21 protein-coding genes are annotated in these 24969 nt (G+C 68.5%); 11 read left to right on the forward strand and 10 right to left on the reverse strand.

All coding sequences use genetic code 11. The features are described from left to right. Positions 1–128: 128 nt before the first annotated feature. From BLU29_RS14170 to BLU29_RS14185, 4 genes are all read right to left on the reverse strand, one after another. A complete protein-coding gene (locus BLU29_RS14170; RefSeq protein WP_091059201.1) occupies positions 129–2345 on the reverse strand; it encodes a hypothetical protein in 2217 nt (738 codons plus the stop codon). A gap of 23 nt (positions 2346–2368) precedes the next feature. Then, the gene (locus tag BLU29_RS14175) at positions 2369–3169 is read right to left on the reverse strand and encodes a cytochrome c3 family protein (RefSeq protein WP_091059204.1); all 801 of its coding nucleotides are present in this window, start codon (positions 3167–3169) and stop codon (positions 2369–2371) included. 141 nt (positions 3170–3310) lie between these two features. Next, positions 3311–4804, reverse strand: a complete 1494-nt coding sequence (locus tag BLU29_RS14180) for a NapC/NirT family cytochrome c (protein ID WP_091059207.1) — start codon at positions 4802–4804, stop codon at positions 3311–3313. A 77-nt stretch (positions 4805–4881) separates the two neighbouring features. Next, on the reverse strand, positions 4882–5220 hold the full coding sequence (locus tag BLU29_RS14185) for a cytochrome c (RefSeq protein ID WP_091059210.1): 339 nt from the start codon (positions 5218–5220) through the stop codon (positions 4882–4884). 255 nt (positions 5221–5475) lie between these two features. Between BLU29_RS14185 and BLU29_RS18435 the strand changes: the two genes are divergently transcribed. The 5 genes from BLU29_RS18435 to hypE all read left to right on the forward strand — a co-directional run bounded on the left by BLU29_RS18435 (position 5476) and on the right by hypE (position 13383). Next, the gene (locus BLU29_RS18435; RefSeq protein WP_197677719.1) at positions 5476–6621 is read left to right on the forward strand and encodes a hypothetical protein; all 1146 of its coding nucleotides are present in this window, start codon (positions 5476–5478) and stop codon (positions 6619–6621) included. Beyond that, positions 6618–9689, forward strand: coding sequence for a cytochrome c biogenesis protein CcsA (ccsA, locus tag BLU29_RS18610; RefSeq protein ID WP_231962237.1), 3072 nt, complete (start codon positions 6618–6620; stop codon positions 9687–9689). The genes BLU29_RS18435 and ccsA overlap by 4 nt, the downstream gene beginning before the upstream one ends. An 85-nt stretch (positions 9690–9774) precedes the next feature. After that, complete coding sequence (gene hemN, locus BLU29_RS14200; RefSeq protein WP_091059212.1) at positions 9775–11178, forward strand: oxygen-independent coproporphyrinogen III oxidase; 1404 nt, start codon at positions 9775–9777, stop codon at positions 11176–11178. A gap of 86 nt (positions 11179–11264) precedes the next feature. Continuing rightward, positions 11265–12239, forward strand: a complete 975-nt coding sequence (locus tag BLU29_RS14205; RefSeq protein ID WP_091059216.1) for a dihydroorotate dehydrogenase-like protein — start codon at positions 11265–11267, stop codon at positions 12237–12239. 76 nt (positions 12240–12315) lie between these two features. Continuing rightward, complete coding sequence (hypE, locus tag BLU29_RS14210; protein ID WP_091059217.1) at positions 12316–13383, forward strand: hydrogenase expression/formation protein HypE; 1068 nt, start codon at positions 12316–12318, stop codon at positions 13381–13383. Here the strand turns inward: hypE and hypD are convergent. The 5 genes from hypD to hypA form a co-directional block, all read right to left on the reverse strand. Continuing rightward, on the reverse strand, positions 13380–14498 hold the full coding sequence (gene hypD / locus BLU29_RS14215) for a hydrogenase formation protein HypD (RefSeq protein WP_091059220.1): 1119 nt from the start codon (positions 14496–14498) through the stop codon (positions 13380–13382). The genes hypE and hypD overlap by 4 nt on opposite strands. After that, positions 14495–14776: a HypC/HybG/HupF family hydrogenase formation chaperone gene (locus BLU29_RS14220; protein WP_091059221.1), complete on the reverse strand. Its 282-nt coding sequence runs from the start codon at positions 14774–14776 to the stop codon at positions 14495–14497. The genes hypD and BLU29_RS14220 overlap by 4 nt, the downstream gene beginning before the upstream one ends. A gap of 97 nt (positions 14777–14873) precedes the next feature. After that, the gene (gene hypF, locus BLU29_RS14225; protein WP_091059224.1) at positions 14874–17177 is read right to left on the reverse strand and encodes a carbamoyltransferase HypF; all 2304 of its coding nucleotides are present in this window, start codon (positions 17175–17177) and stop codon (positions 14874–14876) included. Between the two features lie 7 nt (positions 17178–17184). Further along, positions 17185–17994: a hydrogenase nickel incorporation protein HypB gene (gene hypB / locus BLU29_RS14230; protein ID WP_091059225.1), complete on the reverse strand. Its 810-nt coding sequence runs from the start codon at positions 17992–17994 to the stop codon at positions 17185–17187. Then, entirely contained in the window at positions 17991–18344 is a 354-nt protein-coding gene (hypA, locus tag BLU29_RS14235) for a hydrogenase maturation nickel metallochaperone HypA (RefSeq protein ID WP_091059228.1), read from the reverse strand. The genes hypB and hypA overlap by 4 nt, the downstream gene beginning before the upstream one ends. Positions 18345–18543: 199 nt before the next feature. Between hypA and BLU29_RS14240 the strand changes: the two genes are divergently transcribed. From BLU29_RS14240 to BLU29_RS14265, 6 genes are all read left to right on the forward strand, one after another. Continuing rightward, positions 18544–19692: a hydrogenase small subunit gene (locus BLU29_RS14240; RefSeq protein WP_091059229.1), complete on the forward strand. Its 1149-nt coding sequence runs from the start codon at positions 18544–18546 to the stop codon at positions 19690–19692. 15 nt (positions 19693–19707) lie between these two features. Continuing rightward, positions 19708–21432 (forward strand): nickel-dependent hydrogenase large subunit, encoded by a 1725-nt coding sequence (locus BLU29_RS14245; RefSeq protein ID WP_091059232.1) that lies wholly within the window; start codon positions 19708–19710, stop codon positions 21430–21432. 16 nt (positions 21433–21448) lie between these two features. Beyond that, on the forward strand, positions 21449–22213 hold the full coding sequence (gene cybH, locus BLU29_RS14250) for a Ni/Fe-hydrogenase, b-type cytochrome subunit (protein ID WP_091059235.1): 765 nt from the start codon (positions 21449–21451) through the stop codon (positions 22211–22213). Positions 22214–22217: 4 nt separating this feature from the next. Next, on the forward strand, positions 22218–22751 hold the full coding sequence (locus BLU29_RS14255) for a hydrogenase maturation protease (RefSeq protein ID WP_157693891.1): 534 nt from the start codon (positions 22218–22220) through the stop codon (positions 22749–22751). Positions 22752–22789: 38 nt separating this feature from the next. Beyond that, positions 22790–23449: a hypothetical protein gene (locus BLU29_RS14260; RefSeq protein ID WP_197677720.1), complete on the forward strand. Its 660-nt coding sequence runs from the start codon at positions 22790–22792 to the stop codon at positions 23447–23449. Positions 23450–23544: 95 nt separating this feature from the next. Beyond that, positions 23545–24438: a helix-turn-helix domain-containing protein gene (locus BLU29_RS14265; RefSeq protein WP_091059243.1), complete on the forward strand. Its 894-nt coding sequence runs from the start codon at positions 23545–23547 to the stop codon at positions 24436–24438. On the opposite strand, the gene BLU29_RS14270 is transcribed toward BLU29_RS14265, so the two are convergent. Continuing rightward, a complete protein-coding gene (locus tag BLU29_RS14270) occupies positions 24435–24896 on the reverse strand; it encodes a hypothetical protein (RefSeq protein WP_091059245.1) in 462 nt (153 codons plus the stop codon). The genes BLU29_RS14265 and BLU29_RS14270 overlap by 4 nt on opposite strands. Positions 24897–24969: the final 73 nt, after the last annotated feature.

The following is a 24969-nucleotide window of genomic DNA, read 5'->3' on the forward strand; positions in this document are numbered from 1 at the left end:
CGGGTGACTACCGTCGGTTTGGTGTTAGCGCCGCATATCTTGCTGTCGGCAAAACACGGAGCGGGGAACGCGGCCATAAAACGGCCGCGGGTCGGGGCACCCGCGGCCGGAAGGGAATCGCGCCAGGCTCAGAACGAGCGGTCGAAAGCCACGTAGGCGACCGGTCCGTGATAGTTGGTGAAACCGCCCGTGGTGTCGTTCTGGCTGTCGAAGTAGCCGAGCTTCGCGTTGAGGAGCAGCTTGTCCGTGAGCTTGTGCTTCACGCCGACCGTGTAGGACACGTCGCGCACGGCCACCCCGTAGGGGGTCGTCATGGCCGCCAGGTAGGCGTTGCCGTTGTCGGCGCGATAATAGTTCAGCTGAATCTGCACGTCGGTGTTCTTGTTGAGCACGAAGCCCGTGAGGAAGCTGCCCGTCACGTAGTTGTTGTCGGAGTTGTGCAGCACGCCGTTTGTGTCGAAGGCGTTGACCGTGGGGGTGGCGGGGGTGACGCCGGCACGGGGATAGATCGTGCTGATCACCTGGTAGGTCGCGGTGCCGTTCACCTGGACGTAGACCTGCGCGTTCGGGTTCCAGTCGATGGTCTCGGCGATCATGTAGTTCTTCGCGTCGAGGGAGTCATAGGCCGGGTAGGTGGGCAGGAAGCCCGTGACCTGCATCCTGCCCTTCTGGGAGATGAAGCGGGTCGTGAAAGCGAGCTGGTCGGTCAGCTTGGCCAGCGCCGTGAGTTTGAAGCCCGTGTATTGGGAATCGAGCAGGTAGTAGTCGCCGACGATGGCCGGGAGGGTGCCGTAGCCGACGGTGCTGTCCTTGTGGTCCTTGTGGAACACCTCGCCGCGCAGGGTGAGCCGGGCCGACTGCCGCCAGTTGGCGCCGAGGGTGTAGTTGCCATGGTCCTCGGAGACGGAGTTGACTGCCGGCGTGCCGACCGTCGCGGTCAGGGGATTGTAGGACGAGGTGTTGTTCTCGTCGCCACTCAGGCTGCGCTTGCTGCCGGTGAAGTAGAGGGCGAGGTCCTTGATGCCGGTGTAGCGGAACTCGAGCACGGGCGTGCGGACATTCTGGTGGATCTTGGCCCAGCCGGTGCGCGGGGTGCTGGTGAGCGTGACGGCCGGCGTGCCCGAGGCGGCGACGACATTGTAGCTGGAGACGCCGTGGATGAACTCATCCTGGGCCCGGAAGGCGAGCTTCACGAACAGGGCGGGGATGGGCTTCAGGTCGAGGGCGATGTTGCCCACGTAGTTCTTCACCCGGGTGCCGCCGCTGAGGCCCTGATAGTTGTCGGTAGCGACAGGCACGATGCCGGTGGCGGTCGCGGTCTGGGTGATGAGCGGGCGGCCGCCGCCGATCTCGGTGTGCACGAGCTCGTAGTTGCCGTTGACCTTCAGGGTGACCTTGTCCGTCAGCTCGGTGCTGGTGGCCAGGTTGAAGCCGGTGGTCTTGGTCTTCATCGCGTCATTCTCGGCAATGGCGACCTGGTTGTTCCAGTTGTTTGGTGTCAGCAGGGCCTTGGCGGCGGGCTGGGCGGCGGAAGCGAGGCTCACGATGGAGAAGGGGATGACCTCGCCCGGGAAGCGCGTGACATAGCGGATGTCGTCGTTGTCGGTGCGGTCGGCGAGCAGGGTGAGCTCGATCTCCGTCTTCTTGATCTTGTAGCTGGACGACAGCTCGAGCAGCTCGTGGCGTTCGCTGACCTGCAGGTAGCTCGGGACGATCTTGCGGACCTGGGTGATGGGGTTCGGGGCCACGGTGAAGGGCAGGCCGGTGAAGTCGGTGTCGCCCCAGATGGTGGAATCCTTGCGGCCGTCGCGCAGTTCGTTCGTGTAGCGGAGCTTGAAGGTCGGCGCGTTGGGCAGTGCGAGGTTGGCCTCCACCCAAAACTTGGCGCGGTCGATGTGCAGATCCTCGTTCGGGAGGGTCATGAACTCCTTGTTGGTCGGGAAGAATCCGCCGGCACCGTCATAGAACGTGCGGAAGCGCTTGTAGCCGAAGTCGACGGAGCCGACGTCGGTCTTGGTCAGGTTCACCCGTCCGAGGTAGTCCTCGGCGCCGGTGAGGGCGCGGCCATCGAGGGTGAGGGTGGTCGTCTTAGTGACGTCCTTGGCGAAGTGCAGATCCTCGATGCCGGCGCCGCCGTTGGCGTCCTGCTTCGTGCGGGTCTGGAAGGCGGCCTCGTTGCCGGTGATGGAGGCCGCCTGCCCGCTGATCTTGATGTAGCTCTCAAAATCGGGGAAGGCGTCGGAGGGCAGCTTGTCGGCCGCGCGGACCGTTCCTCCCGCGAGGGCGAGCAGGGCCCCGGCCAGGAGGCCGGCGGGGCGGATGAAGTCGGCAAGGGTGACTTTCATGGCTGGGAATGGGTTGGGTGTGGTCAGTTGCGGAAGTGGAAGCTGGCGTTGGAACCGTGCGGCTGCTCGTGGCAGCCGGCGCTCCAGCAGGTGCCCTGCATGAGGCGCGTATTGTGGTTCTCCGCCGTGTGCCGGATCGCGTTGGCGTTGATCTGGCCGGAGGAGCCGGGGTCGCCCACCTCGAGGTGGCAGCGCAGGCAGAGGTTGGCGTCGCGGGCGACGAGCATCTTGGCGTTGATCGTGCCGTGCGGGTTGTGGCAGGCGACGCAGCCCTCGCGCATGGCGCCGTGCTCGTAGACGAACGGGCCCTTCTGCTCGGTGTGGCACTTGGTGCAGGTGGCGTTCTGGCCCTCCAGGTCGGCGCCGGTGCCGGCGATGGCGTTGCCCTTGTGGACCTCATGGCAGTCGGCGCAGCTCATCTTGCCGTTCAGCACCTGGTGGCTGTTCGGGAGGCTGAACTGGGCGCGCTTGTCGAGGTGGCAGGCGAAGCAGGTCTCCGGCGACCGGCGCGGGTTGATGATGGTGCCCTTGGCGCCGCCGGACTTGTTGTGGATCGAACCGGGGCCGTGGCAGGCTTCGCAGCCCGTATCCCCCACCTTGGGATCGGCGAGGGCGAGGCGCGCGTGGCTGGCGGTGGCGAAGTGCGCGGTGTGGTCGGCGTGGCACTCGGCGCAGGACTTGGAGCCGGCGAACTGGGCGCCGGGCACCGCGGGCGGCGCGAGCACCGCGCGGTTCGCGGAGACGCAGGAGATCAGCAGCAGACCCCAGGCGGCGATGCCGCCGAAGAGCAGCGTGTTTTTGGTCCAGCGGGTGGGGAGATTCATGGGAGGAAAGGCTTGGGCGACTGGGTTACCTGTTATGGCACCCTCCTTATACGGGATTTTCCGGGCGATGACTGCGCATCGCTTGGCCAGGTGTGGGCAGTAATTGGTGCGTTGCCCATCGCGGGGGTGCGCCGGCCGGCGCTACTTCTGGATGGCGCCGTTGTGGCAGTCGGAGCAGGTGAGGTCGGGATCGAGTTCGCCGTCGGGGTGCTTGAATTCCAGGCCGCGCGCATTGAGCTGCTCGAGCATGGCGCCCTTGCCCTGGGCGAGAATCGTGTGGCAGGACGTGCAGTCGCTCGCGGGCACGACCAGGCCGCCGGCGCCCTGGTGCTTGCTGTCGTGGCAGCGGAAACAGCCGGCCCAGTCCTTGTGGCCGAGGTTGTCGGGATACCCGCGCCAATCGGCCTGGCGCTCGGGGAACATCGAGGAGGCAAACAGCCGCTGCACTTCGGCAATGGCGGGCGCGGTGTCCGCGGCCTCGGCATACTTGCCGCGGAGGTAGTCGCCGATCCTGCCCGGGGCCGCGGCGGCGGTGCTGATTTCCTTTTGCAGCATGGCCTTCACGGCCTCGCGCTTGATGTTGGGGAGCTTCCGGCTGAGCGTGCCGGACGCCATCGCCTGCTCTACCGAGGCGTTGGCGCTCGGGAAGTCGTGGGCGGGACGATTGTGGCAGTCGAGGCAGTCCATCCGGCGGATCTTGTCCGCGGGCGGCTCGCCCTTGAAGTCCGCGGCGCGGTAGACGCGCGCCGTGCCGTCCTTCGGGTTGGTCACCCGCATCCAGGGGATCACCTGGCGCTTATCGTCGGTGGCGTAATAGTCGACCTGCGCGTCCGGGCCGGCGTGCCAGTGGATGCCGCCGAGGGCGCCGTCGGCGCGGGGCTCGGTGACGCGCAGAAGCAGGCGGACGGTGTAGGGCGTGTTGGCCTTGTCGGACAGGAAATGTTCGTAGGTGCGGTCGAGGTTGCCGTGGGACTTCTCGGGCCAGTGGCACTTGGCGCAGATATCCTGGGCCGGGCGGATATACTTGAGCGGGGTGGCGATGGGGCGGTTGTAGTTGTCCAGCGTGTAGGCGATGAGTTGGTGGGTGCCGTTGATCTTGGCCTTGATGAACCACTGGGCGCCGGAGCCGATGTGGCATTCCACGCAGTCCACGCGGGCGTGGGCGCTGCGCTGGTAGGCGACAAACTCGGGGTTCATGGCTTGGTGGCATACCTGGCCGCAGAACTGCACCGATTCCGAGTAATGGTAGGTCTGGTAGCTGCCGAAGGCGCTCAGCATGATGAAGCCCACGCCGCCGGCGCCGAAGAGGACCAGGAAGCGGCGCTGGGCCGGGCTGGAAAAATCCAGCCGCCACTTGTCCGGCACCGTGGCCGCGTGCTTGATCGCCCAGCGGCGCTGCGCCCAGGCGCCGAAGAACACCAGCACGAGGCCGGTGCTCAGGAAGCCCGGGGCGACGATGTAAGTGAAGATGCCCAGGTAGGGATTCTTGTCCCCCTGTGTGAAGTCCATCCAGACCAGCAGGGCGAACGAGAACAGCGCGCCGAGCGCCAGCACGCCGCCGATGGCGCTGATCCAGTTGTTGAAATGGGACCGCGGCTTGGGCGCGACCGGAATGGAGGAGATGGGCTCGGACATGGTGGGAAGGGAGTGTGTCAACGTGCTGCGGCTGGTCCGGCCGCCACGTGTGTCGTGTGCCGGGACGGCCGGTGGCGTCAGGCCTTGAACTTGCGGATGTAGGCGACGAGATCCTTGATCTCGTCGGCGGAGAGGTCGGCCTTGTAGGCCTTCATCCTTTCCTTGCCGGCCTTGTCGTTGATGCCCTCGGTGATGGACTTGATCATTTCCTCGTCCTTCATCTCGGCCTGCGCCTTGGCGTCGGTGTAATCCTTCAACTGGAGTTTCTTGCCGGCCTTGGTCTGGCCCTTGCCGTCGTCGCCGTGGCACTTGGTGCAGTTGTTTTCCCAGTTCTCGGTGACGGGGGCGGCATGACCGAGGGCTGTGCCCGCAAGAAAGACCAGGCTGGTGGTGAGGAGGAGACAGCGATTTTTCATGGTGGAATGCGGTGGTTGAAGTGGGCGATGAGTAGAGTTTAGTCGCGGCAACGGTGAAGTCGTTGCTCTAACATGGCGGAATTTCGCCCCGCTGGCTGTGCATGGGTTGCTGAGCTTGGCGCAACATTTGTCCTGCCGGGCCCCAACCGTGCCAAGGGGGTCGGTTCGGTTGCCGCCAAGTCGCAAGGATTGCCCAAATCCCCGCAAGATACGCGGAGCCCTCCCGCCCCGTTTCGGTCATGATGGGGGTCCACGATGAAATGGACTCTCTCTCCACGCACCCGCGCGGCAGCATGGCCCGGCCGCCGCCCCGGTCTCCTGCTTAGCCGCGGGCAATTCAGGTCGCTCTGCGCGCTGGCCCTGCCGCTATGGCTCGCCGCCTGCCGTGATTCCCAGGTGGTGAGCTATCGTATACCGAAGGAACATGACACCCCCGCGCCCGCGCCGGCTGCGCCCGCGGGCATGGCCGGACTGGCGGTCGCCGCCACAGGGACGGGCGGCCTGGAATGGACCGCGCCCTCAGCCTGGCAGGCCAAGCCGCCCTCCACCATGCGCAAGGGGAGCTATGCCGTGGGCGGGGAGGGTGCCGCCGGCGCCGACCTCGCGATCACCGCTTTTCCCGGCGATGTCGGCGGCGACCTGGCCAACGTGAACCGCTGGCGCGGCCAGCTCGGGCTGCCGCCCATCACCGAGGCGGAACTCGCCGCGGCCTTCACGCCCGTCACAGCCAACGGCCTGGCGATGAAGGTCGTGGACCTCACCGGCGGCGCACAACGCATGCTCGGTGCGATCGTGCCGCAGGCGGGCGCCACGTGGTTCTTCAAGCTTACGGGTCCCGAGGCGATTGTCGCGCAGGCCAAATCCGCCTACCTCGAATTTCTCCAGACGGTTCGCGCGGCGCCCGTGGTCGCCCGCGCTTCCGCCACGCCGCCGCCGGCCGCCGGGCCGGCCCCGGATATGGCGAACACGCCCGTGATCAAGGCCGACGGTCCCGGGCTCAAGTGGACGGCGCCGGCCCTCTGGCAGGAGAAGCCTGCCACCGCGATGCGCAAGGCGACTTATCTCGTGCCCGGCGCGAGTGGCGCCAACAGCGAGCTCGCCATCACGGCCTTCCCCGGCGACGTCGGCGGCGAACTGGCCAACGTCAACCGCTGGCGCGGCCAGCTCCAGCTGCCCCCGCTCACGGCCGCCGAACTCCCCGCGACCATCACCCGCATCAGGGTCAACGGCCTGTCGGTCACCCTCGTGGATCTTACGGGCGGCCCGTCCGTCCGTCTCCTCGGCGCGATCGTGCCGGCCAACGGCGCCACGTGGTTCTTCAAGCTCACCGGCCCGGCCGACCTGGTCGCGACGGAGAAGCCCGCCTTCCTCGCCTTCCTGCAAACCCTTTCCGCGCCGTGAAATTCCTCTCCACCCTCGGGCGCGACGCCCGCGACCTGCTCGTCTCGCTCAAGCTCACGGTTGTGCTCATCCTGCTTTCGATCATCCTGATCCTCGTCGCCACGCTCGACCAGGTGAACCTCGGCATCTGGGTGGTGCAGGCGAAATACTTCAACACGTTCATCGTATACTGGCCCGTAAGCAACATGTCGCTCGCCGTCTTTCCCGGCGGCTACACGCTCGGCGGCCTGTTGCTGGCCAACCTGCTGGCGGCGCACGCCTACCGCCTCACCCTCGGCTGGCGCAAGCTCGGCCTCTGGCTGGTGCACGCCGGCCTTGTTCTGCTCCTCGTCGGCCAGCTGCTCACCGGCCTCTGGCAGGACGAATACCAGATGCGCCTGGACCAGGGGGAGACGAAGAACTACTCGGAGAGCTACCGGAACATCGAGCTGGCGGTCACCGACACGACCGATGCGCAGTTCGACGACGTGGTGGTCATCCCCGAGTCGCCGCTCGCCCGGAAGCAGATGGTGCAGCACCCCAAGCTGCCGTTCCGCGTCGTGGTCCGCACCTACCTGCCCAACGCCACGTTGCGCGAGACCACCGGCACCGCGCCCGCGGCGGCGGACGGCGCGGGGGCCACGCAGGGCGTCGGCCCGTCGGTCCTCGTCGCGCCGCAGCCGCTCACCTTCAAGCAGGACGAACGCAACCTGCCGGCGGCCTACGTCGAGCTGGCCGGCCCGGACGGGTCGCTCGGCACCTGGCTGGTGTCGCCGCTGCTCGAGCCGCAGCGCTTCGATTTCGCCGGACGCACGTGGAAGATCGCGCTGCGCTTCGCGCGGCACTACCAGCCCTACACGCTCACGCTGCTGAAGTTCAACCATGACCGCTACGCCGGCACGGACATTCCCAAGAATTTTTCCAGCCGGCTGCGCCTGACCACGCCCGACGGTCGCGAGGACCGCGAGGTGCTGATCTACATGAACAACCCGCTGCGTCACGCCGGACTTACGTTCTACCAGGCCGGTTTCGCCAACAACGACCAGACCACCGTACTTCAGGTCGTGCGCAACCCGAGCTGGCTCATTCCCTATGTTGCCTGCGGCGTGATGACGCTCGGTCTGGCCTGGCAGTTCGGCCTGCATCTCGTTGCTTTCATCGGCCGGCGCCGCCGGCCGGTTGCGGTCACCCCGGCCACGGCGGCCCCGCGTCCGGCGCCGGCGGCTCCCTGGACGGCGGCGCGGATTTTCCCGCTGGCCGTGCTGGCCCTCGCGGTTGCCGCGGTCGGCGTCTCGCTGTTTCCGCCGCCGGTCAAAAGCGACTTCGACCTCGCCGGCTTCGGCCGGTTGCCGACGCTGGTGAACGGCCGCACCAAGCCGCTCGACACCGTGGCCCGCACGACCCTGCTCGTGCTGCAGGGCCGCCAGCGCGTCACCGCGCCCGATGGCAGCCCGGTCAGCCCCGGCGAATGGCTGCTGGACATGCTCTACAAGCCGGACCTTGCCAACGCCTACCCGGTGTTTGAGATCGTCCACCCGGACGTGCTCACGCTCTTCAACCTCACGCCGGAGGACGGCACGGGCAAAAAACGTTTCAGCTTCAACCAGCTCGCCAACGGCATCCCGGAGCTGGACCGGCAGGCGAAGCTCGCCGATGCCGTCGAGTCCGCCGTGCGTTCGCCGTTCCAGCGCGCGGTCATCCAGCTGCGCGACGGGCTCGTCCTCTATGAGAGCCTCCAGGAAAACATCATCGCGCCCGGCGTGGACAGCTACCTCGACCAGCTGGTGCATTTCGACACCCTTGTGCCCGCCGGCCTCGCCGCGGAGCGCGCGAAGGCGGCCGGCCAGTCCTTCGACGCCGCGGCGGCCAAGGCCGTCGGCGACCTGCGCACCACCTTCGCCACCGTCGAGTCCTTCGGCAACCTCCGCCTGATTCCGCCCGCCACCGGCGGCCAGACCAACCTGGCGGGCTGGCTGAACCCGGGCGGCGCGCTGGGCGCGAGCCTGGCGCGCGGCCGGCTCGACGCCGCCACCGCCGCCTACGTCGGACTCGGCCTGGCCTGGCGCAACGGGCAGCCGGCGGCGTTCAACGCGATGGTCCATGACTTTCGCGCCGGGCTCGAGGGCACGATCCCCGGGTTTTTGCGCAAGGGTGACGCCGAGGCGCGCTTCAACGCCGCCCAGCCGTTCTACACGAGCATGACGCTTTATGTCGTGGCCTTCCTGCTGGCCGTATTCTCCTGGCTGAAATGGCCCGAGGCGCTCGGCCGCGCCGCGCTCTGGCTCATCGCCCTCGCGTGGGTGCTGGCCACCGCCGGCATCGCCATGCGCATGTGGCTTGAGGGCCGCCCGCCGGTCACCAACCTCTATTCGTCGGCCCTCTTCATCGGTTGGGGCTCCGTCGCGCTCTGCCTCGTGCTCGAGCTGACCTACCGGAACGCCATCGGCAGCGTCGCGGCCGGGCTGATCGGCTTCGCCACGCTGCTGATCGCCCACCACCTCTCGCTCAGCGGCGACACGCTCGAGATGATGCGCGCCGTCCTCGATTCAAATTTCTGGCTGGCGACGCACGTGGTGACGGTGACGACCGGCTACGCGGCGACCTTCCTGGCCGGCTTCCTGGCGCTCATTTATCTGGCTCGCGGCATCTTCACCAAATCGCTCGACCCGAAGACGGCCGACGCGCTGGCAGGCATGGTCTACGGCGTCGTCTGCTTTGCCACGGTGTTCAGTTTTGTCGGCACCGTGCTCGGTGGCATCTGGGCCGATCAGTCCTGGGGTCGCTTCTGGGGCTGGGATCCGAAGGAGAACGGCGCGCTCATCATTGTCCTCTGGAACTCCCTCATCCTGCACGCCCGCTGGGGCGGCTTGGTGAAGCAGCGCGGGCTGATGGCGCTGGCCGTCTTTGGCAACGTCGTGACGGCCTGGAGCTGGTTTGGCGTCAACATGCTGGGGGTCGGCCTGCACAGCTACGGCTTCATGGACGCCGCCTTCTGGTGGCTGGCGCTGTTCATGGCCAGCCAGCTGGCGGCCATCGGGTTGGCCGGCCTGCCGCGCGAGCGGTGGCGCAGCCCCGCGCCGGTCCGGTAGGCCCGGGCGCCGCAAGATTTGCGCGGTCTTGCGCAACCGAGGCGCAGCCGGGGCGGAGGCCTTCCGGCATACTGGAGGTCCACGCATGATCCTCCCCGCAGACACCCAACTCCCGGCGGGCCGCGCGCTCGACCTTGATCTCATCCGGAAATACTCCATTCCCGGCCCGCGTTACACTTCCTATCCGCCGGCAACCAAGTTCACCACCGCGCTCGCCCCGCTCCGGCTGGAGGAGGCGATCGCCGCGGACAACCGGCCCGGCGCCGGCCCGCTGTCGCTTTATTTCCACCTGCCGTTCTGTGAGAGCCGCTGCTGGTTCTGCGGCTGCAACACCGTCATCACCCGGCGGCGCGGCGCGGCCGCCGAATACCTGGACGACCTCGCGCGCGAGATCCGGCTGACCGCGGGCCAGATCGACCCGGCGCGGTCCGTCACCCAGATCCATCTGGGCGGGGGCACCCCCACCTTTTTCCCGCCGGACGGGCTGCGCCGTCTCGGCGCGCTGATTCGCGAACACTTCAATGTCGCGCCGGACGTCGAGTTCAGCGTCGAGATCGATCCCCGCCGCCTGACCGCGGAACACGTCGCCGCGCTCCACGACATCGGCGCCCGCCGCGCCTCGCTGGGCGTGCAGGACACCAACCCGCGGGTGCAGCTGGCGATCCACCGCATCCAGCCGCAGAGCCAGAATGAGCAGGCCTTCGCCTGGCTGCGCGCGGCCGGTTTCGAGTCCATCAACGTCGACCTCATCTACGGCCTGCCGCTGCAGACGCCGGAGTCGTTCGCGCGGACCGTCGGCGATGTGCTGACGCTTGAGCCCGACCGCCTTTCCGTCTTCAGCTACGCCCACGTGCCGTGGATCAAGCCGGCACAGAAAATCTTCGACGACCGCGCGCAGCTGCCCGGACCCGAGGACAAGCTCGCGATGTCCGCCGTCGCGCACGAGATGCTGACGGGGGCCGGATACATCGACATCGGCCTGGACCATTTTGCCCGGCCGGACGACGAGCTGGCCATCGCGCTGCGCGAAGGCACGCTGCACCGCAATTTCCAGGGCTACAGCACCCAGGGCGGCACCTCGCTCTACGCCTTCGGTATCTCGGCCATCTCTTCGACCCCCGACAGCTACCGGCAGAATTACAAGACGCTGGAAGAGTGGCGCGCGGCCCTTGACGCGGGCCAGCTTCCCATCGAGCGCGGCCTGCGGCTCACCGCCGAGGACGTCCGGCGGCGCACGATCATCATGCGCCTCATGTGCGACCGGCGGCTGGATTACGGGGCGCTCTCCGTGGAACTCGGCCTCGATTTTCCAAAGGTTTATGCCGCGGAGATCGCCTCTCTGGCCGAGCTGGAGGCCGACGGCCTCGTGCGGCGGAGCGCCACCGGGCTGGAGGTCACGCGGCTCGGCGTGCCGCTGCTGCGCGTGATCGCGATGCGGTTCGACCCCACGGTCACCGCCTCGGCCCTGCAGCACTCCCGGACCATCTGACCGCGGGCAAGCCCTGCGCACTCAATCGCAACAAACGCCGAGCCGCCGGATGGCGACGGCGGCATACTCCAGGCGCCCCCAACCCCATGAGCCTCGCGACCCGCTACCTCGGGCTGACCCTGCGCAGTCCCTTCATTGTCGGCGCCTCCCCGCTGTGTGACGACGCCGACACGGCGCGCCGCTTGCAGGATGCCGGCGCGGGCGCGGTTGTGCTGCGCTCGCTGTTCGCGGAACAACTCACGACGCCGGCCCCGTCCAGGGACGAGGAGGGGGAGGACACGCCGTCGTTTCCCGCCTATGCGGATTACCAGCTCTCTCCCGCCCAGTATCTCCGGCACGTGGCGCATTTGAAGCAGCACCTGTCGATCCCGGTCATCGCCTCGCTCAACGGGCACCGCCCGGGGGCTTGGACGGAAATCGCGCCCCGCATCGAGCAGGCCGGGGCCGACGCGATCGAGCTGAATTTCTACCAGGTGATCACCGACCCCGCCGTGGCGGCGGATCAGGTGGAGACGGAGATGCTGGCCACGGTCCGCGAGGTGGTCTCCGCGGTGCGCATTCCGGTGGCGGTGAAACTCTCGCCCTTTCACTCCTCCGTGGCGCAGCTGGTCATCGCCCTCGAGCTGGAGGGTTCGGCCGGGACGGTGCTCTTCAACCGTTTCTACCAGCCGGATGTTGATCCCGTCCTGCTGGAGGTGCGGCCGCAGCTGCACCTGTCCGACCCGGCCGAGCTCCTGCTGCGCCTGCGCTGGCTGGCGATCCTTTCCCCGCAGGTGCGCGGCTCGCTGGCCGCGGGCGGCGGGGTCCATTCGTCGGGCGATGCGGCCAAGGCGTTGCTCACGGGAGCCCACGCGGTGCAACTGGTCTCCGTGTTGCTCCGGCACGGCCCGGGCGTGCTGACCACCCTTTGCCGCGGCCTCTCCGGCTGGATGCGGGAGCACGGCTTCGCGAAGATCGAGGAGTTTCGCGGCCGGCTGAACCTGGCGCGCTGCCACGATCCGGCGGCCTTCGAGCGGGCCAACTACATCCACACCCTCCAGAGCCGGCGGCCCGAGGCCTGATCCGGCCCGCAAGAACTGCACAGCCTATCGCAACCCCTGCCGAGCGGTCCGGCGGCAAAGATGCGATGATAACCGCATGTCCCTGTCACCTCCGCCCGCCCCGACCGGTTTCTCGTGTCCCGTGCCCCTGTCGCACCGGACCGAGATCACCGTCGGCCACGGCGGTGGCGGCCGGCTGACGCAGGAGCTGGTCGACCGGGTGTTCCGGCCCGCGTTCGCCAACCCGGCCCTTGAGGCGCAGCACGACGGGGCGCTGCTGCGCCTGCCCGACGGGAGCCGCCTGGCGTTCACAACGGACGCCCATGTGGTCAGCCCGCTCTTTTTCCCCGGCGGCAACATCGGTACCCTCGCCGTCAATGGCACGGTCAACGACCTGGCGATGTGCGGCGCCCGGCCGCTCTGGCTCAGCGCCGGGTTCATCCTCGAGGAGGGGTTCCCGATCGTGACGCTGCAGCAGGTCGTCGCCGCCATGCGGGAGGCCGCGGCGGCGGCCGGGGTAAGCATCGTCACGGGCGACACCAAGGTGGTGGAGCGCGGGAAGGGCGACGGGCTTTACGTCACGACCTCCGGGGTCGGGGTGATCGAAACGCGGCTGACCGTGGCGCCGGCGAGCATCCGACCGGGCGACGCGGTCATCCTGAGCGGGGACATCGGCCGCCACGGCATGGCGATCATGGCGACGCGTGCTGGGCTGGAATTTGAAAGTGCGATCGAGAGCGACTGCGCGCCGCTGGCGGCGCCGGTGCAGGCGCTGCTCGACGCCGGCCTGGAGATCCACTGCCTGCGCGACCTCACGCGCGGCGGACTGGCGACCTCGCTCGTCGAGCTGGCCGAGTCGGCGAAAGTTGCCATCGCGATCGATGCCGCCCAGGTGCCGGTGTCGGGGCTCGTGCAGGGGGCCTGTGAGATTCTTGGGCTCGATCCGCTCTACGTGGCGAACGAGGGCCGGTTTGTCTGCCTGCTGCCCGCGGCGCAGGCGGGCCGGGCGCTGGAGATTTTGCAGAGGACGGCACCGGGCGGCACGCCGGTCATCATCGGGACGGTGCAGACCGGCCCCGCCGGGCAGGTAACGCAGCGGAGCATCATCGGCTCCGAGCGGATCGTGGACCGCCTCAGCGGCGAGCAATTGCCGCGGATCTGCTAAATCGCCTCGGTGACCGAGACGAGTTGCGGTTGGCGGCTGCGGTAGCGGTGGTAGGCGGCGCAGGCGCCTTCGCTGGAGACCATCGGGGCGCCGAGCGGGCACTCGGGTGTGCAGCGCGTGCCGAACGCGGGGCAGTCGTGCGGTTTCTTGATGCCGCGCATGATTTCGCCGCTGATGCACTCCGTGGCGCCGGTCGTCGCGGCGGTGGTGAGCGGGAAGCGCCGGGCGGCGTCGAACGTCGCGTAGGCCGGCCGCACCGCCAGCCCGCTTTGCGGGATGACGCCGAGGCCGCGCCAGTCGCGGTCGCAGATGGCGAAGACCTGCTCGACGATCCGACGGGCGTGGACGTTACCCTCGGGGCGCACGGCGCGGGCATAGGCGTTCTCGACTGCCGCGCGGCCGCTCTCGAGCTGTTGCACGCAGAGCAGGATGCCTTCGAGGATGTCCACCGGCTCGAAGCCGGTGATGATGATCGGCGCGCCGAACTCGCGGGCGATCGGGCCGTATTCCGCCGTGCCCATGATGGTGCAGACGTGGCCGGCGGCGAGGAAGCCCTGCACGCGGTTGTCGGGCGACCCGAGGATCGCGCGCATCGCCGGCGGCACGAGCACGTGCGAGGTGAGGATGGAGAAATTGGGGACGTGCTCCCGGGCCGCGGTGAGCACCGCCAGGGCGTTGGCCGGGGCGGTCGTCTCGAAGCCGACGGCGAAGAACACCACCTGCTTCGCCGGGTTCTCCTTGGCGAGCGTGACGGCGTCGAGGGGCGAGTAGATGATGCGTACGTCGGCGCCGCGCGCCTTGGCGGTGAGCAGGTCCAGGCCGTTGCCGGGCACGCGCAGCATGTCGCCGAACGAGCAGAGGATCACCCGGTGCCGCCGGGCGAGCTCGACGGCCTGGTCGATCAGGTCGGCGCTCGTCACGCAGACCGGGCAGCCGGGGCCGTGGACGAGCGTGATGTTTTTCGGGAGCAGGTCGTCGAGGCCGAACTTGACGATGGCGTGCGTCTGGCCGCCGCAGATCTCCATGATGGTCCAGGGGCGGGTCGTCGCGCGCGCGATGGCGGCGGCGAGCTTGTGGACGAGGGCGGCGTCGCGGTATTCGTCGACGTATTTCATGGGGCGGCCTCCTGGGTGACGGTGGCACCGGGCGGTATTTCCAGGCCGTCGAGCTCGCCCATCTGCTGGAGGTAGCGGAAGGTCTCCGCGGCCTCCTGGGGATCGACGGTGCTGATGGCGACGCCGACGTGGACGAGCACGTAGTCGCCGACCCTGGCCTCGGGCGTGCAGGTGAGGCTGATGAGTTTGACGACGCCGGCGAAGCTGACCTTCGCGGCGCGGAGCAGGGGATCGTCCCCGACGATTTCGAGGACTTTACCGGGGACGGCGAGGCACATGGGAGTAGGGGGTTGGAATCAGGATTCCACAGGAGGAAACGGAGAAAACAGAGACCGGGTTGATCTCGGTTACCTCCGTTATCTCCTGTGAGGGTGTTTAGTTCGGTAAGGTCACGGAGGTGAGATTCCACAGCACCGCGAGGGCCTGGCCGGCGGCGATGGAGTTGTCGTTGGGGGAAAGCCGCCGGTGCACGAGGACGCGGAAACCCGCGTCGGTGAGGGCGGCGGTCGCCAGCGAATGGAGCAAGGCGTTTTGAAAGCAGCCGCCGGTGAGCACGACGGTGCCGGCGCCGGCCTGCCGGGCCACCTCCACCATCGCCTGGACCAGGCCGCGATGCAGGGCGGCGGCGTCCGCGGCGGCATCGCCGCGCAGGTGCAACAGCTCCGAGACCGCAGGGCGCCAGTCCACCTCAAGCCGGGCGCCCGGCGTGACGGCGCGGGTGATGGGGAAGGGTAGCAGGCGGGAGTCCGCGGCGAAGGGTGTGGCGGCCGCCTCGACCGCGAGCGGCACCTGGCCCTCGAAGCGATTGATTTCGCCGAGGCCGAGCAGCGCGCCGAAGCCGTCGAACAGCCGCCCGGCGCTCGAGCATAGCGGCGAATTCAGCTGCTGTGCCAGCATGGCGCTGAGCACCGCGGCGTCGCGGTCGGAATAGTTGAAGCGCGCCGCCAGGGCGGGGAAGCCGCCCGCCTCCCGGGCGAGGCCCAGTGCGACGCGGCGGGCGTCGCGCACGGCCGCCTCGCTGCCGGCGAGGCGGAAGGGGCGCAGCCGCGCGAATCGCTCGGCGTGGTTCTGCCGGAGCAGAATAAATTCACCGCCCCAGACCGTGCCATCCTCGCCGTAGCCGGTGCCGTCCCAGGCGATGCCCAGCACGCCGTCGGCGGGGTGGTGGTGCTCGAGCAGGCAGGCGAGCACGTGCGCGAGGTGATGCTGCACGGCGACGCACGGCAGGCCGAGCTGCTGCGCGTGCCGGGTCGAGGCATAGGCGGGATGCTTGTCGTGTGCGACGGCGGCGAAATCCGCGCCGTGCAACTGCGCCAGCGTGGCAATGGTGCGGACAAAGACCTCCTGGGTGGCGAGGTTGTCGAGGTCGCCAAGGTGGGGGCTGAGCACGAGGCGGTCGCCCGCAGCCACGCCGACGGTGTTCTTCATCTGGCCGCCGACGCACAGCAGCGGGCCGGGCAGCCGGCCGGGCAGGGGAAACGGGGCGGGCGCGTAGCCGCGGGCGCGGCGCAGCAGGATGGGCTCGTCGCCGGTCGCGAGCCGCACGACCGAGTCGTCCACGGGGTGGGCGATCGGCCGGTCATGCTCGAGGAAGAGGTCGGCGATGCCCGTGAGCCGGCGGCGGGCCTCGGCCTTGTCGGTGCAGATCGGTTCCTCGGACAGATTGGCACTGGTGGCGACCACCGGGAAATCCACCGCGGCGAGCAGGAGCAGGTGCAGCGGCGTGCTCGGCAACAGGGCGCCAACCCAAGGGTTGCCGGGCGCGACGCCGGCGGCCAGCTCGGCGTCGGGCCGTCGCGGCACGAGCACGATGGGCGCCTGGATCGAGGTGAGCAGCGCGGCGGCCGCGGGCGAAACCACCGCGTGGGCGCGCAGCTCGACCAGGCCGCGGAACATGACGGCCAGCGGCTTTTGGTCGCGGTGCTTGCGCTGGCGCAGCGCGGTCACGGCGCCCTCGTTGGTGGCGTCGCACATGAGGTGGTAGCCGCCGAGCCCCTTCACCGCGAGGATGAGGCCCCCCTGCAGCAGCGTGCGCGCCGAACGGAGGGCCGCGTCGCGCTCGGCGAGGACCTGGCCGCCGGCGTCGCACAGGGTGAGATGGGGGCCGCACTTCGGGCAGGCGTTGGGCTCGGCATGGAAGCGGCGGCTGGCTGGGTCGTCATACTCGCGCTGGCAGGCCTGGCACATCGGGAAGGCGCGCATCGTGGTGTGCGGCCGGTCGTAGGGCAGTCCTTCGATGAGCGAGTAACGCGGCCCGCACTGCGTGCAGTTGATGAACGGATAGCGGTGGCGCCGGTCGGCGGGATCGAGGAGTTCGCGCCGGCAGTCGGCGCACAGGGCCAGGTCGGCCGGGATGGCGGTCGCGATCTCGCCACCGCTCCGGCTCGCGCCGATGGTGAAGCCGGCGCCCGCGGGCGCCGAATCCGGCCGCGGTTCCAGCCGGTCCACACAGTCCACGGTCGCCGCCGGCGGCGCGTCGTGTTGGAGGGCTGCGGCCAGCTCGTCCACGCGGGCGGGATCGCCGGCGGCGCGGATGAGCACGCCCTCGGCATCGTTGATCACCCAGCCGCGCAGCCCGAGGTCCGCGGCGGTGCGGTGCACGAAGGGCCGGTAGCCCACGCCCTGCACCGTGCCGCGCACGCGGAGGAGCACATCGGTGATGGGAGGGGCGGCGACCATGGGCTGTTCAGATTCGGGCCGCGAGGGCGCGCAGGTAGTCATACCACTCGGCCAGGCCCTCGCCGGTGCGGCTGGAGAGCTGGATGATCTTCGCCTGCGGGGCGATGCGGCGGATGTTCTCGACGGCGACATCGCGCTTGAAGCCGAGCACGTCCGCAACATCGACCTTGGTGAGGAGCACGAGGTCGGCGGACTTGAAGATGGGCGGATATTTCAGGGGCTTGTCCTCGCCCTCGGTGGTGGAGAGCAGCACGACGCGCGCCTGCTCGCCGAGGTCGAAGGAAGCGGGGCAGACGAGGTTGCCGACGTTCTCGATGAAGAGGACCTTCACGCCGGCGAGGTCGAGGGACTGGGCCGCGCGGGCGATCATGCCGGCGTCTAGATGGCAGACCGTACCGGTGGTGATCTGGGCGACCGGGGCGTGCGGCCGGCTCAGGCGGCGGCCGTCGTTGTCGGTCTCGAGGTCGCCGACCAGCACGGCGCAGCGGGTCGAGCGGCCGAACTCGTCGAGCGTGCGCTCGAGCAGCGTGGTCTTGCCGGCGCCCGGGGAGGAGACGAGGTTGAGCGCGGCCAGGCCGCGGCCGAGGAAATAGCCGCGGTTGCGCTCGGCGAGGATGTCGTTCTTTTCGAGCAGCGGGAGGTTGACGTCAACCGAGCGGACGGCGACCTCGCCGTTTTCGCTGGCCGCGAGCGCGGCGGCGATCTCGGCGGCCAGCGGACCGGAGAGCGCGCGGGAGGACCCGGTGGCGGCGCCGGTGAGGGCGTTGATGCGGAAGCCCGGGGAAGGTTCCGCGAGGGTGGGAGCGGGGGTGTTCATGGTAGGACGGGGAATTCGAGGCGGGCGATGTCGAGCTCACGGCCGGCGCGGATGTCGCTCGAGAAGGCGCGACACCGGGGGCAGGTGAGGATGAAGCCGCCGGTGGCGCCGAAATCCGTGTCGCACTGCCCGCAGTGCGCGCGGGCGGGCACGCTTTGGATCTCCAGGACGGCGTCGGCGGCGATGGTGCCCGGGGTCAGCGCGTCATAGGCAAAGCGCAGGGCCTCGACATCCACGCCGGACAGCGCGCCGATGCGCAGGACGATCCGGGCCACGCGCGTGGCGCCGTGGGTTCCGGCCTGTTGGCTGATGGCGGCCAGCGCCGACTCCATGATACCGACCTCGTGCATAGGACGAAGGTATGCGCCACGCAACCCGCCGCGTCCAGCGCGCGCCGCCCCATCGCAAAAGACGAGCAGTGTATGCCAAGGGACGCTCATCTGCCGGGGCCTTTTTCCGCTATTCTCGGCCAACCCCGAAACCCGCCTGCCGTCGTCCAACCTTCAACGCGTCACCTCTGGCCCGTCCGCCAGCTTCCCGCTCCCCAACATGCCCACTGAAATCGCCCCGGCCATCCGAGTGGAGACCACGATCTACGAGCAAATCACCGCGCGCGGCGTGTCCCGCCGCGAGTTCCTGCAGTTCTGCGCCTGGATGGGTGCCTGTATCGGCGTCCAAGCCTCCGGCGTCGAGAAAATCGTCAAGGCGCTCGAGACGCGGAAACGGATCCCGGTCATCTGGCTCCATTTTCAGGAGTGCACCTGCTGCAGCGAATCTTTCCTGCGCAGCTCGCACCCGATCGTCGCGGACATCCTCCTCGACAAGATCTCGCTCGATTACACCGAGACGCTGATGGCCGCCTCCGGCCACCAAGCCGAGGCAGCGCTGCAGGACACCATCGCGAAATACAAGGGCGAGTATCTCCTCTGCATCGAGGGCTCCGTGCCGATGGGCGAGGACGGCGTCTATTGCTGCATCGGGGGCAAGACGGCGAAGAGCATTGCCGAGGAGGTCGCGGAGCACGCCAAGGCCGTCATCGCCTGGGGCAACTGCGCCTGCTCCGGCTGCGTGCAGGCCGCCAAGCCCAACCCGACCCAGGCCATGCCGATCAAGCGGATCATCGCCGGCAAGCCCATCATCAACGTCCAGGGCTGCCCGCCCATCGCCGAGGTCATGGCCGGCGTGCTCGTGCACCTGCTGACCTTCGACACCATCCCGCAGCTCGACAATCTCGGCCGCCCGAAGGCCTTCTATTCCCGCCGCGTCCACGACACCTGCTACCGCCGGCCCAACTATGACGCGGGCCTCTTCGTCGAGAGCTTCGACGACGAGAACGCGCGCAAGGGCTACTGCCTCTACAAGGTCGGTTGCAAGGGCCCGACCACCTACAACTCGTGCGGCACGATCCGCTGGAATGGCGGCGTCAGCTTTCCGATCCAGTCCGGCCACCCGTGCATCGGCTGTTCCGAGTCGAATTTCTGGGACAACGGGCCGTTCTATCAACGCCTGCCCAACTTCCCCGGCTTCGGCATCGAGGCGACCGCCGACCAGCTCGGCGCCGTGGCCGCCGGGGCCGCCGTGGTGGGTGCCGCCGCGCACGCCGTCATGACCAACTTCCGCAAGCGCGCCGAGATCGGCGAGCAAGCCGGCGAGAACGCCGAGCAGGCCGAGAAAACCGAACAGCCGCCCCAACCTTAAATCAATCCCCGCCTCATGAGCACGAGCACCCGCATTGTCGTCGACCCTGTCACCCGCATCGAAGGCCACCTCCGCATCGAGGCCGAAATCAAGGATGGCAGGATCATCGACGCCTGGAGCGCCGGCACCATGGTGCGCGGCCTGGAAATCATCCTCAAGGGCCGTGACCCGCGCGACGCCTGGGCGTTCTGCGAGCGCGTCTGCGGCGTGTGCACCACCGTGCACGCGCTCGCGTCCGTGCGCGCCGTCGAGGACGCCATTGACGTCAAGGTCCCGCCCAACGCCGAGCTGATCCGCAACATCATGTTCTGCACGCAATACATGCAGGACCACGTCGTGCATTTCTACCACCTGCACGCCCTCGACTGGGTGGACGTCGTCAGCGCCCTCAAGGCCGACCCGGTCGCCACCTCTGTGCTCGCGCAGGGCGTGTCGAAGTGGCCGAAGAGTTCGCCGGGCTACTTCAAGGACATCCAGACGCGCCTGACGAAGTTCGTCGAGAGCGGCCAGCTTGGCATCTTTGCCAACGGCTACTGGGGCCATCCCGCCTTCAAGCTTCCGCCCGAGGCCAACCTCATGGCCGTCGCCCACTACCTCGAGGCCCTCGAGTGGCAGAAGGAGATCGTCAAGGTCCACACCATCTTCGGCGGGAAAAACCCGCATCCCAATTACCTGGTCGGCGGCATGCCGTGCTCGATCAACATCAACGAGGCCAACGCCATCAACGCGGAGCGCCTTGCCATGGTCGGGGATCTGCTCAAGCAGGGCCAGCAATTCATCGAGCAGGTCTACGTCCCTGATGTCCTGGCCGTCGCGCCCTTCTACCTCGACTGGGCCGGCATCGGCGGCGGGTTGGAGAATTATCTCTGCTACGGCGACCTGCCGACCAACGGCTTCAACGACGTCAGCAGCTACAAGTTCCCGCGCGGCGCCATCCTCGGCCGCGACCTGTCCACCATCCACGCCGTCGACCCGCGCGACGACACCGGCATCCAGGAATTCATCGACCACTCGTGGTATGAATACGACAACGCCGCCGCCGGCCTCCACCCGTGGAAGGGCGAGACCAAGCTGAAATATTCCGGCCCCAAGCCGCCCTACGCCAACCTCGACGTCGACGCCAAATACAGCTGGCTCAAGACGCCGCGCTGGAAAGGGCACGCCATGGAGGTCGGCCCGCTCGCGCGGATGCTCGTCGGCTACGCCGCCGGCACCCCCGAGATCAAGGACGCCGTGACCGAGACCCTCGCGGCTCTCCAAGCCCCCGCCACCGTGCTTTTCTCCACGCTCGGCCGCACCGCGGCCCGCGCGATCGAGTCACGCCTCGCGGCGCGCTGGGGTCTGGAGTTTTACGACCAGCTGCTCGCCAACATCAAGGCGGGTGACACCCGCACCTTCACGCGTGACAAGTGGGAGCCGGCCACCTGGCCGACGACCTGCAAGGGCGTCGGCACCAGCGAGGCGCCGCGCGGCGCGCTGGCGCACTGGATCGTCATCAACGACAGGAAAATCGCCAACTACCAGCTGGTCGTCCCGAGCACCTGGAACGCCTCGCCCCGCGACGCCAAGGGCCAGCGCTCGGCCTACGAGGCCGCGCTCATCGGCACCCCGGTGCACGATCCGCAGCAGCCCCTCGAGATCATCCGCACCATCCACTCGTTCGACCCCTGCCTCGCCTGCGCCGTCCACCTTTACGAGGACAGGAAGGAAATCGCGCGGCACGAGCTGGTGGTCAACTGACCCGGAGGCCCGCCCCATGAACGCCTCCCATGATTACCAACGCGTCTATGTCTGGGAACAGCCGGTGCGCTGGTTCCACTGGATCAACGCCGCCAGCATCACCGCGCTCGGCGTCACCGGCTGGCTGATCGCGCACCCGCCGGGCCTGCTCAATTCCGGCGAGGCCTCGGGCAGTTTTTGGTTTGGCTGGGTGCGCTTCGTGCACTTCGCCGTGGGCTATGTGTTCCTGGCGAATTTCGTCTTCCGGATCTACTGGGCCTTCGCCGGCAACAAATACGCCAGCTGGCGGAATTTTCTGCCGCTGCGGAAGACGCAGATCCGCCAGGTCTGGAACGTGCTCAAGGTCGACATCCTGCAGTCGAGCGACCAGCCCGTGCACACGCTTGGCCACAACTCGGTGGCTTATTTCACGTATGCGGTCACCGGCCTGCTGACGGTCTTCCAGATCGCGTCCGGCTTCGCGCTCTACGCCTCGATGAGCTCGTCGCCCTTCCCGCAGCTGTTCGCCTGGCTCGTGCCGCTCTTCGGCAGCGAGCAGAACCTGCGTCTCTTCCACTTCGCGGCGCTGTGGGCCTTCATCGTCTTCACGGTCATCCATGTCTACCTCGTATTCTACCACGACTACGTCGAGGGCCACGGCGTGCTGTCGTCCATCGTCGGCGGCTGGAAGTTCATGGAGAAGCACAAGATTGCGGACGCGGAAGCCACCGGCCTGTCGGGGCTGCCCGCCCGGCAAAAGGAACCGGTCACACCGCCGGCGAACCCCAAACCCATCCTTTGATCCCATGCCCGCCCTGATCGATTCCACCCTGGTTGGCGAGGCCAACGCCGCCGCCCCGCAGGGCGCCGCGGGCGACCGCGTGCTGGTGCTTGGCGTCGGCAACCTGCTCATGGGCGACGAAGGCGTGGGCATTCACGTCCTGCGCCGGCTCGAACGCGAGCGGCCCATCGCCGGCGTGCGCCTCCTCGACGGCGGCACCGGCGGGGTCAACCTGCTCACGGAGTTCGACGGCGCGGACGACATCATCATGATCGACGCCACCCGTGACGGCCGGCGGGCCGGCACCATCACCTTCCTTCAGCCTGAATTCGTCGGTGACCTTCCGCGTGGGTTGGGAGCCCATGACTTTGGGTTGAAGGATCTCTTTGCCGCGGCCGCCCTGCTGGGCCGGCTGCCCCGGATCCACCTCTACACCATCGCGGTGGCGGAGGTGAAGCCGATGTGCACCGAACTGTCCGCGGCCGTGGCGGCGGTGGTGCCGGCGGTGGTGCGGGCGGTCCATACCCACGCCGCCCGGCTGGCGGCCGCCCGAGCATGATCCCCGAATTTCACGCCCACACACTCGGAGCCCCGCAAATGTCCGTGCTGCTGCTCGGCACCGCGGGGGTCGCCATCCTGCACACGCTGGCCGGACCGGATCATTACCTGCCGTTCATCGTCATGGGCAAGGCCCGCCGCTGGTCGGTGGCGCGCACCACGTTCTGGACGGCCCTCTGCGGCCTCGGGCATGTCGGCAGCTCCGTCGGGCTCGCGCTGCTCGGCGTGACGCTCGGCTACGGCCTGGAGCGAGTGCAGTTCATCGAGGGTTTCCGCGGCAACCTCGCCGCGTGGGCCATGATCGCCTTCGGGCTCGTCTACCTGGTGTGGGGCCTGAAGCGCGCCGCACGGCATCAGCCGCACGTCCACGGGCCCGGCCCCGATCCCGCGCATGCGCCCGGCGAGGCGGAGGGCTTCCGGCTCACCCCGTGGATCCTCTTCACGATTTTCATCTTCGGCCCCTGCGAGACGATGATCCCGCTGGTGATGTATCCCGCCGCCCGCGGCAGCTGGTCCGATGTCTGGACGGTGGTCATCAGCTTCAGCGTGCTGACCATCGGCACGATGCTCGCCGTGGTGCTGCTCGCCCTGCAGGGCATCCGGCTGCTCCCGGAGCTGAGGCTGAGCCGCTACAGCCACGCACTGGCCGGCGGCACGGTCCTGCTCGCGGGCTGCGCGATCCAGTTCCTCGGGCTGTAGGCCCGCTTGTGCATTCCTTGCGGAGTGCTGTGCATTATTTGGCGTGGAGGGCCCGGGCGCTTGCGGCGGACCGGGCCGGGGCCTACGGGATAGGCATGCCCGTTTCCCTCGCTCTCCGCCCGCCGCGCCCGCTGGTCGAGCAGCTCCGCCGGTCGCAGATCTATCGCGACTACGAGAAGGCGTTTCGCGAGACCACGGGCCTGCCGCTGGCGCTGCGCGGTCGCGGGAGTTTCAACCTGCCTCATCACGGCGACCCGAATGAAAATCCCTTCTGCGCCCTGATGGCGGGCACAAACCACACCTGCGCGTCCTGCCTGCAGCTGCAGCAGCGGGTCGAGGAGGCGACGACGGTCGAGCCGCAGACCCTGCAGTGTGCGGCCGGGTTGTCGGACTCGGCCGTGCCGGTGCGCGTTGGCGAGGAGCTCGTCGCTTTCTTGCAAACCGGCCAGGTGCTGCTGCGCAAGCCGACCGCCGCCCAACTACGCAAGCTGACGGGACTGTTGGCGCGGTTCGGCGTCGAGGCGGACCTGCCGCAGTTCGCGGCCGCCTACGGGCGGAGCCGCGTGGTCCCGCCCAAGCAATACCAGTCCATCCTCCAGCTCCTCACCATTTTTGCCCAGCACCTCGGCGCGCTCAGCAACCAGCTCGCGGTGCAGGAGGAGGCGCGCGAGGCGCCCGCGATCGGCCGGGCCCGGGCCTACATCACGGAACACCACGCCGCGGAGATGTCGCTCACGCAGGTCGCCACGGCCGTCAACATGAGCGCCTTTTATTTCTGCAAGAGCTTCCGCAAGGCGACCGGCCTGACGTTCACCGATTACGTGGCCCGCGTGCGGGTGGAGAAGGTCAAGGAGTTGCTGCTCAACCCCAACAAGCGCGTGAGCGAGGCCGCCTACGAGGCCGGGTTCCAGTCGCTCTCGCAGTTCAACCGGGTCTTCCGCCGCGTCGCCGGCGAACCGCCCTCGGCCTATCGTGGGAAGCTCGGCTAGGGGTGGGCCTGGTGCGCGTGGTGCGCGGGCCCGGCCGGCGACGTTTGACGGTGCGCCCGGGGGCGGGACTGGCAGACGGCGCAGAAGGACTCGATCTCCCGGCGGGCGATGTGATCCAATACCTGCTCCAAACAGGCCAGGGCCTCGTCGCGGGCCGCATGGCTCAGTCCCGGCGTCGCGACCTGCACGTCAATCAGGGCCGCGCGCAGCGCCTGCCGGCCGGCGTCCAGATACGCGAGCCAGGGATTCAGGCCGCAGGGGCACTGCGGTGCGTAGGCATGGGGATGGGCGCGCGACGACCAGAGTGCCAGGTCCCGGAAAATCTCCTCCAGGCTCCGGTCCAGCAAGTGCACCAAGGTGTCCGGGTTCGCCAGGGGCGAGGACGGCCGCTCGAGCCGCAACAGGGCTTCCCAGTTGAGGCGGATGTCGCGGCGCTGGGCCGAGAGGGCCTGGAGCATGGCGGTTTCCACTCCGCCAGCTTACGACCAAAGGGCCGGGGCGGCTCACCGTCCCTTGGCATTAGTTGGCTGT

Source organism: Opitutus sp. GAS368 (assembly GCF_900104925.1).
Lineage (GTDB): Bacteria > Verrucomicrobiota > Verrucomicrobiia > Opitutales > Opitutaceae > Lacunisphaera.

Excerpts from the sequence above, each read along its gene's own strand:
- BLU29_RS14170 (WP_091059201.1), bottom strand. The coding sequence starts at position 2,345 with ATGAAAGTCACCCTTGCCGACTTCATCCGCCCCGCCGGCCTCCTGGCC.
- BLU29_RS14220 (WP_091059221.1), bottom strand. The coding sequence starts at position 14,776 with ATGTGCCTCGCCGTCCCCGGTAAAGTCCTCGAAATCGTCGGGGACGAT.
- hypB (WP_091059225.1), bottom strand. The coding sequence starts at position 17,994 with ATGAACACCCCCGCTCCCACCCTCGCGGAACCTTCCCCGGGCTTCCGC.
- hemN (WP_091059212.1), top strand. The coding sequence starts at position 9,775 with ATGATCCTCCCCGCAGACACCCAACTCCCGGCGGGCCGCGCGCTCGAC.
- BLU29_RS14240 (WP_091059229.1), top strand. The coding sequence starts at position 18,544 with ATGCCCACTGAAATCGCCCCGGCCATCCGAGTGGAGACCACGATCTAC.
- BLU29_RS14265 (WP_091059243.1), top strand. The coding sequence starts at position 23,545 with ATGCCCGTTTCCCTCGCTCTCCGCCCGCCGCGCCCGCTGGTCGAGCAG.
- BLU29_RS14270 (WP_091059245.1), bottom strand. The coding sequence starts at position 24,896 with ATGCTCCAGGCCCTCTCGGCCCAGCGCCGCGACATCCGCCTCAACTGG.
- BLU29_RS14260 (WP_197677720.1), top strand. The coding sequence starts at position 22,790 with ATGTCCGTGCTGCTGCTCGGCACCGCGGGGGTCGCCATCCTGCACACG.
- BLU29_RS14175 (WP_091059204.1), bottom strand. The coding sequence starts at position 3,169 with ATGAATCTCCCCACCCGCTGGACCAAAAACACGCTGCTCTTCGGCGGC.
- cybH (WP_091059235.1), top strand. The coding sequence starts at position 21,449 with ATGAACGCCTCCCATGATTACCAACGCGTCTATGTCTGGGAACAGCCG.
- BLU29_RS14255 (WP_157693891.1), top strand. The coding sequence starts at position 22,218 with ATGCCCGCCCTGATCGATTCCACCCTGGTTGGCGAGGCCAACGCCGCC.
- BLU29_RS14245 (WP_091059232.1), top strand. The coding sequence starts at position 19,708 with ATGAGCACGAGCACCCGCATTGTCGTCGACCCTGTCACCCGCATCGAA.
- BLU29_RS14185 (WP_091059210.1), bottom strand. The coding sequence starts at position 5,220 with ATGAAAAATCGCTGTCTCCTCCTCACCACCAGCCTGGTCTTTCTTGCG.
- BLU29_RS18435 (WP_197677719.1), top strand. The coding sequence starts at position 5,476 with ATGAAATGGACTCTCTCTCCACGCACCCGCGCGGCAGCATGGCCCGGC.
- hypA (WP_091059228.1), bottom strand. The coding sequence starts at position 18,344 with ATGCACGAGGTCGGTATCATGGAGTCGGCGCTGGCCGCCATCAGCCAA.
- hypF (WP_091059224.1), bottom strand. The coding sequence starts at position 17,177 with ATGGTCGCCGCCCCTCCCATCACCGATGTGCTCCTCCGCGTGCGCGGC.
- BLU29_RS14180 (WP_091059207.1), bottom strand. The coding sequence starts at position 4,804 with ATGTCCGAGCCCATCTCCTCCATTCCGGTCGCGCCCAAGCCGCGGTCC.
- BLU29_RS14205 (WP_091059216.1), top strand. The coding sequence starts at position 11,265 with ATGAGCCTCGCGACCCGCTACCTCGGGCTGACCCTGCGCAGTCCCTTC.
- hypD (WP_091059220.1), bottom strand. The coding sequence starts at position 14,498 with ATGAAATACGTCGACGAATACCGCGACGCCGCCCTCGTCCACAAGCTC.
- hypE (WP_091059217.1), top strand. The coding sequence starts at position 12,316 with ATGTCCCTGTCACCTCCGCCCGCCCCGACCGGTTTCTCGTGTCCCGTG.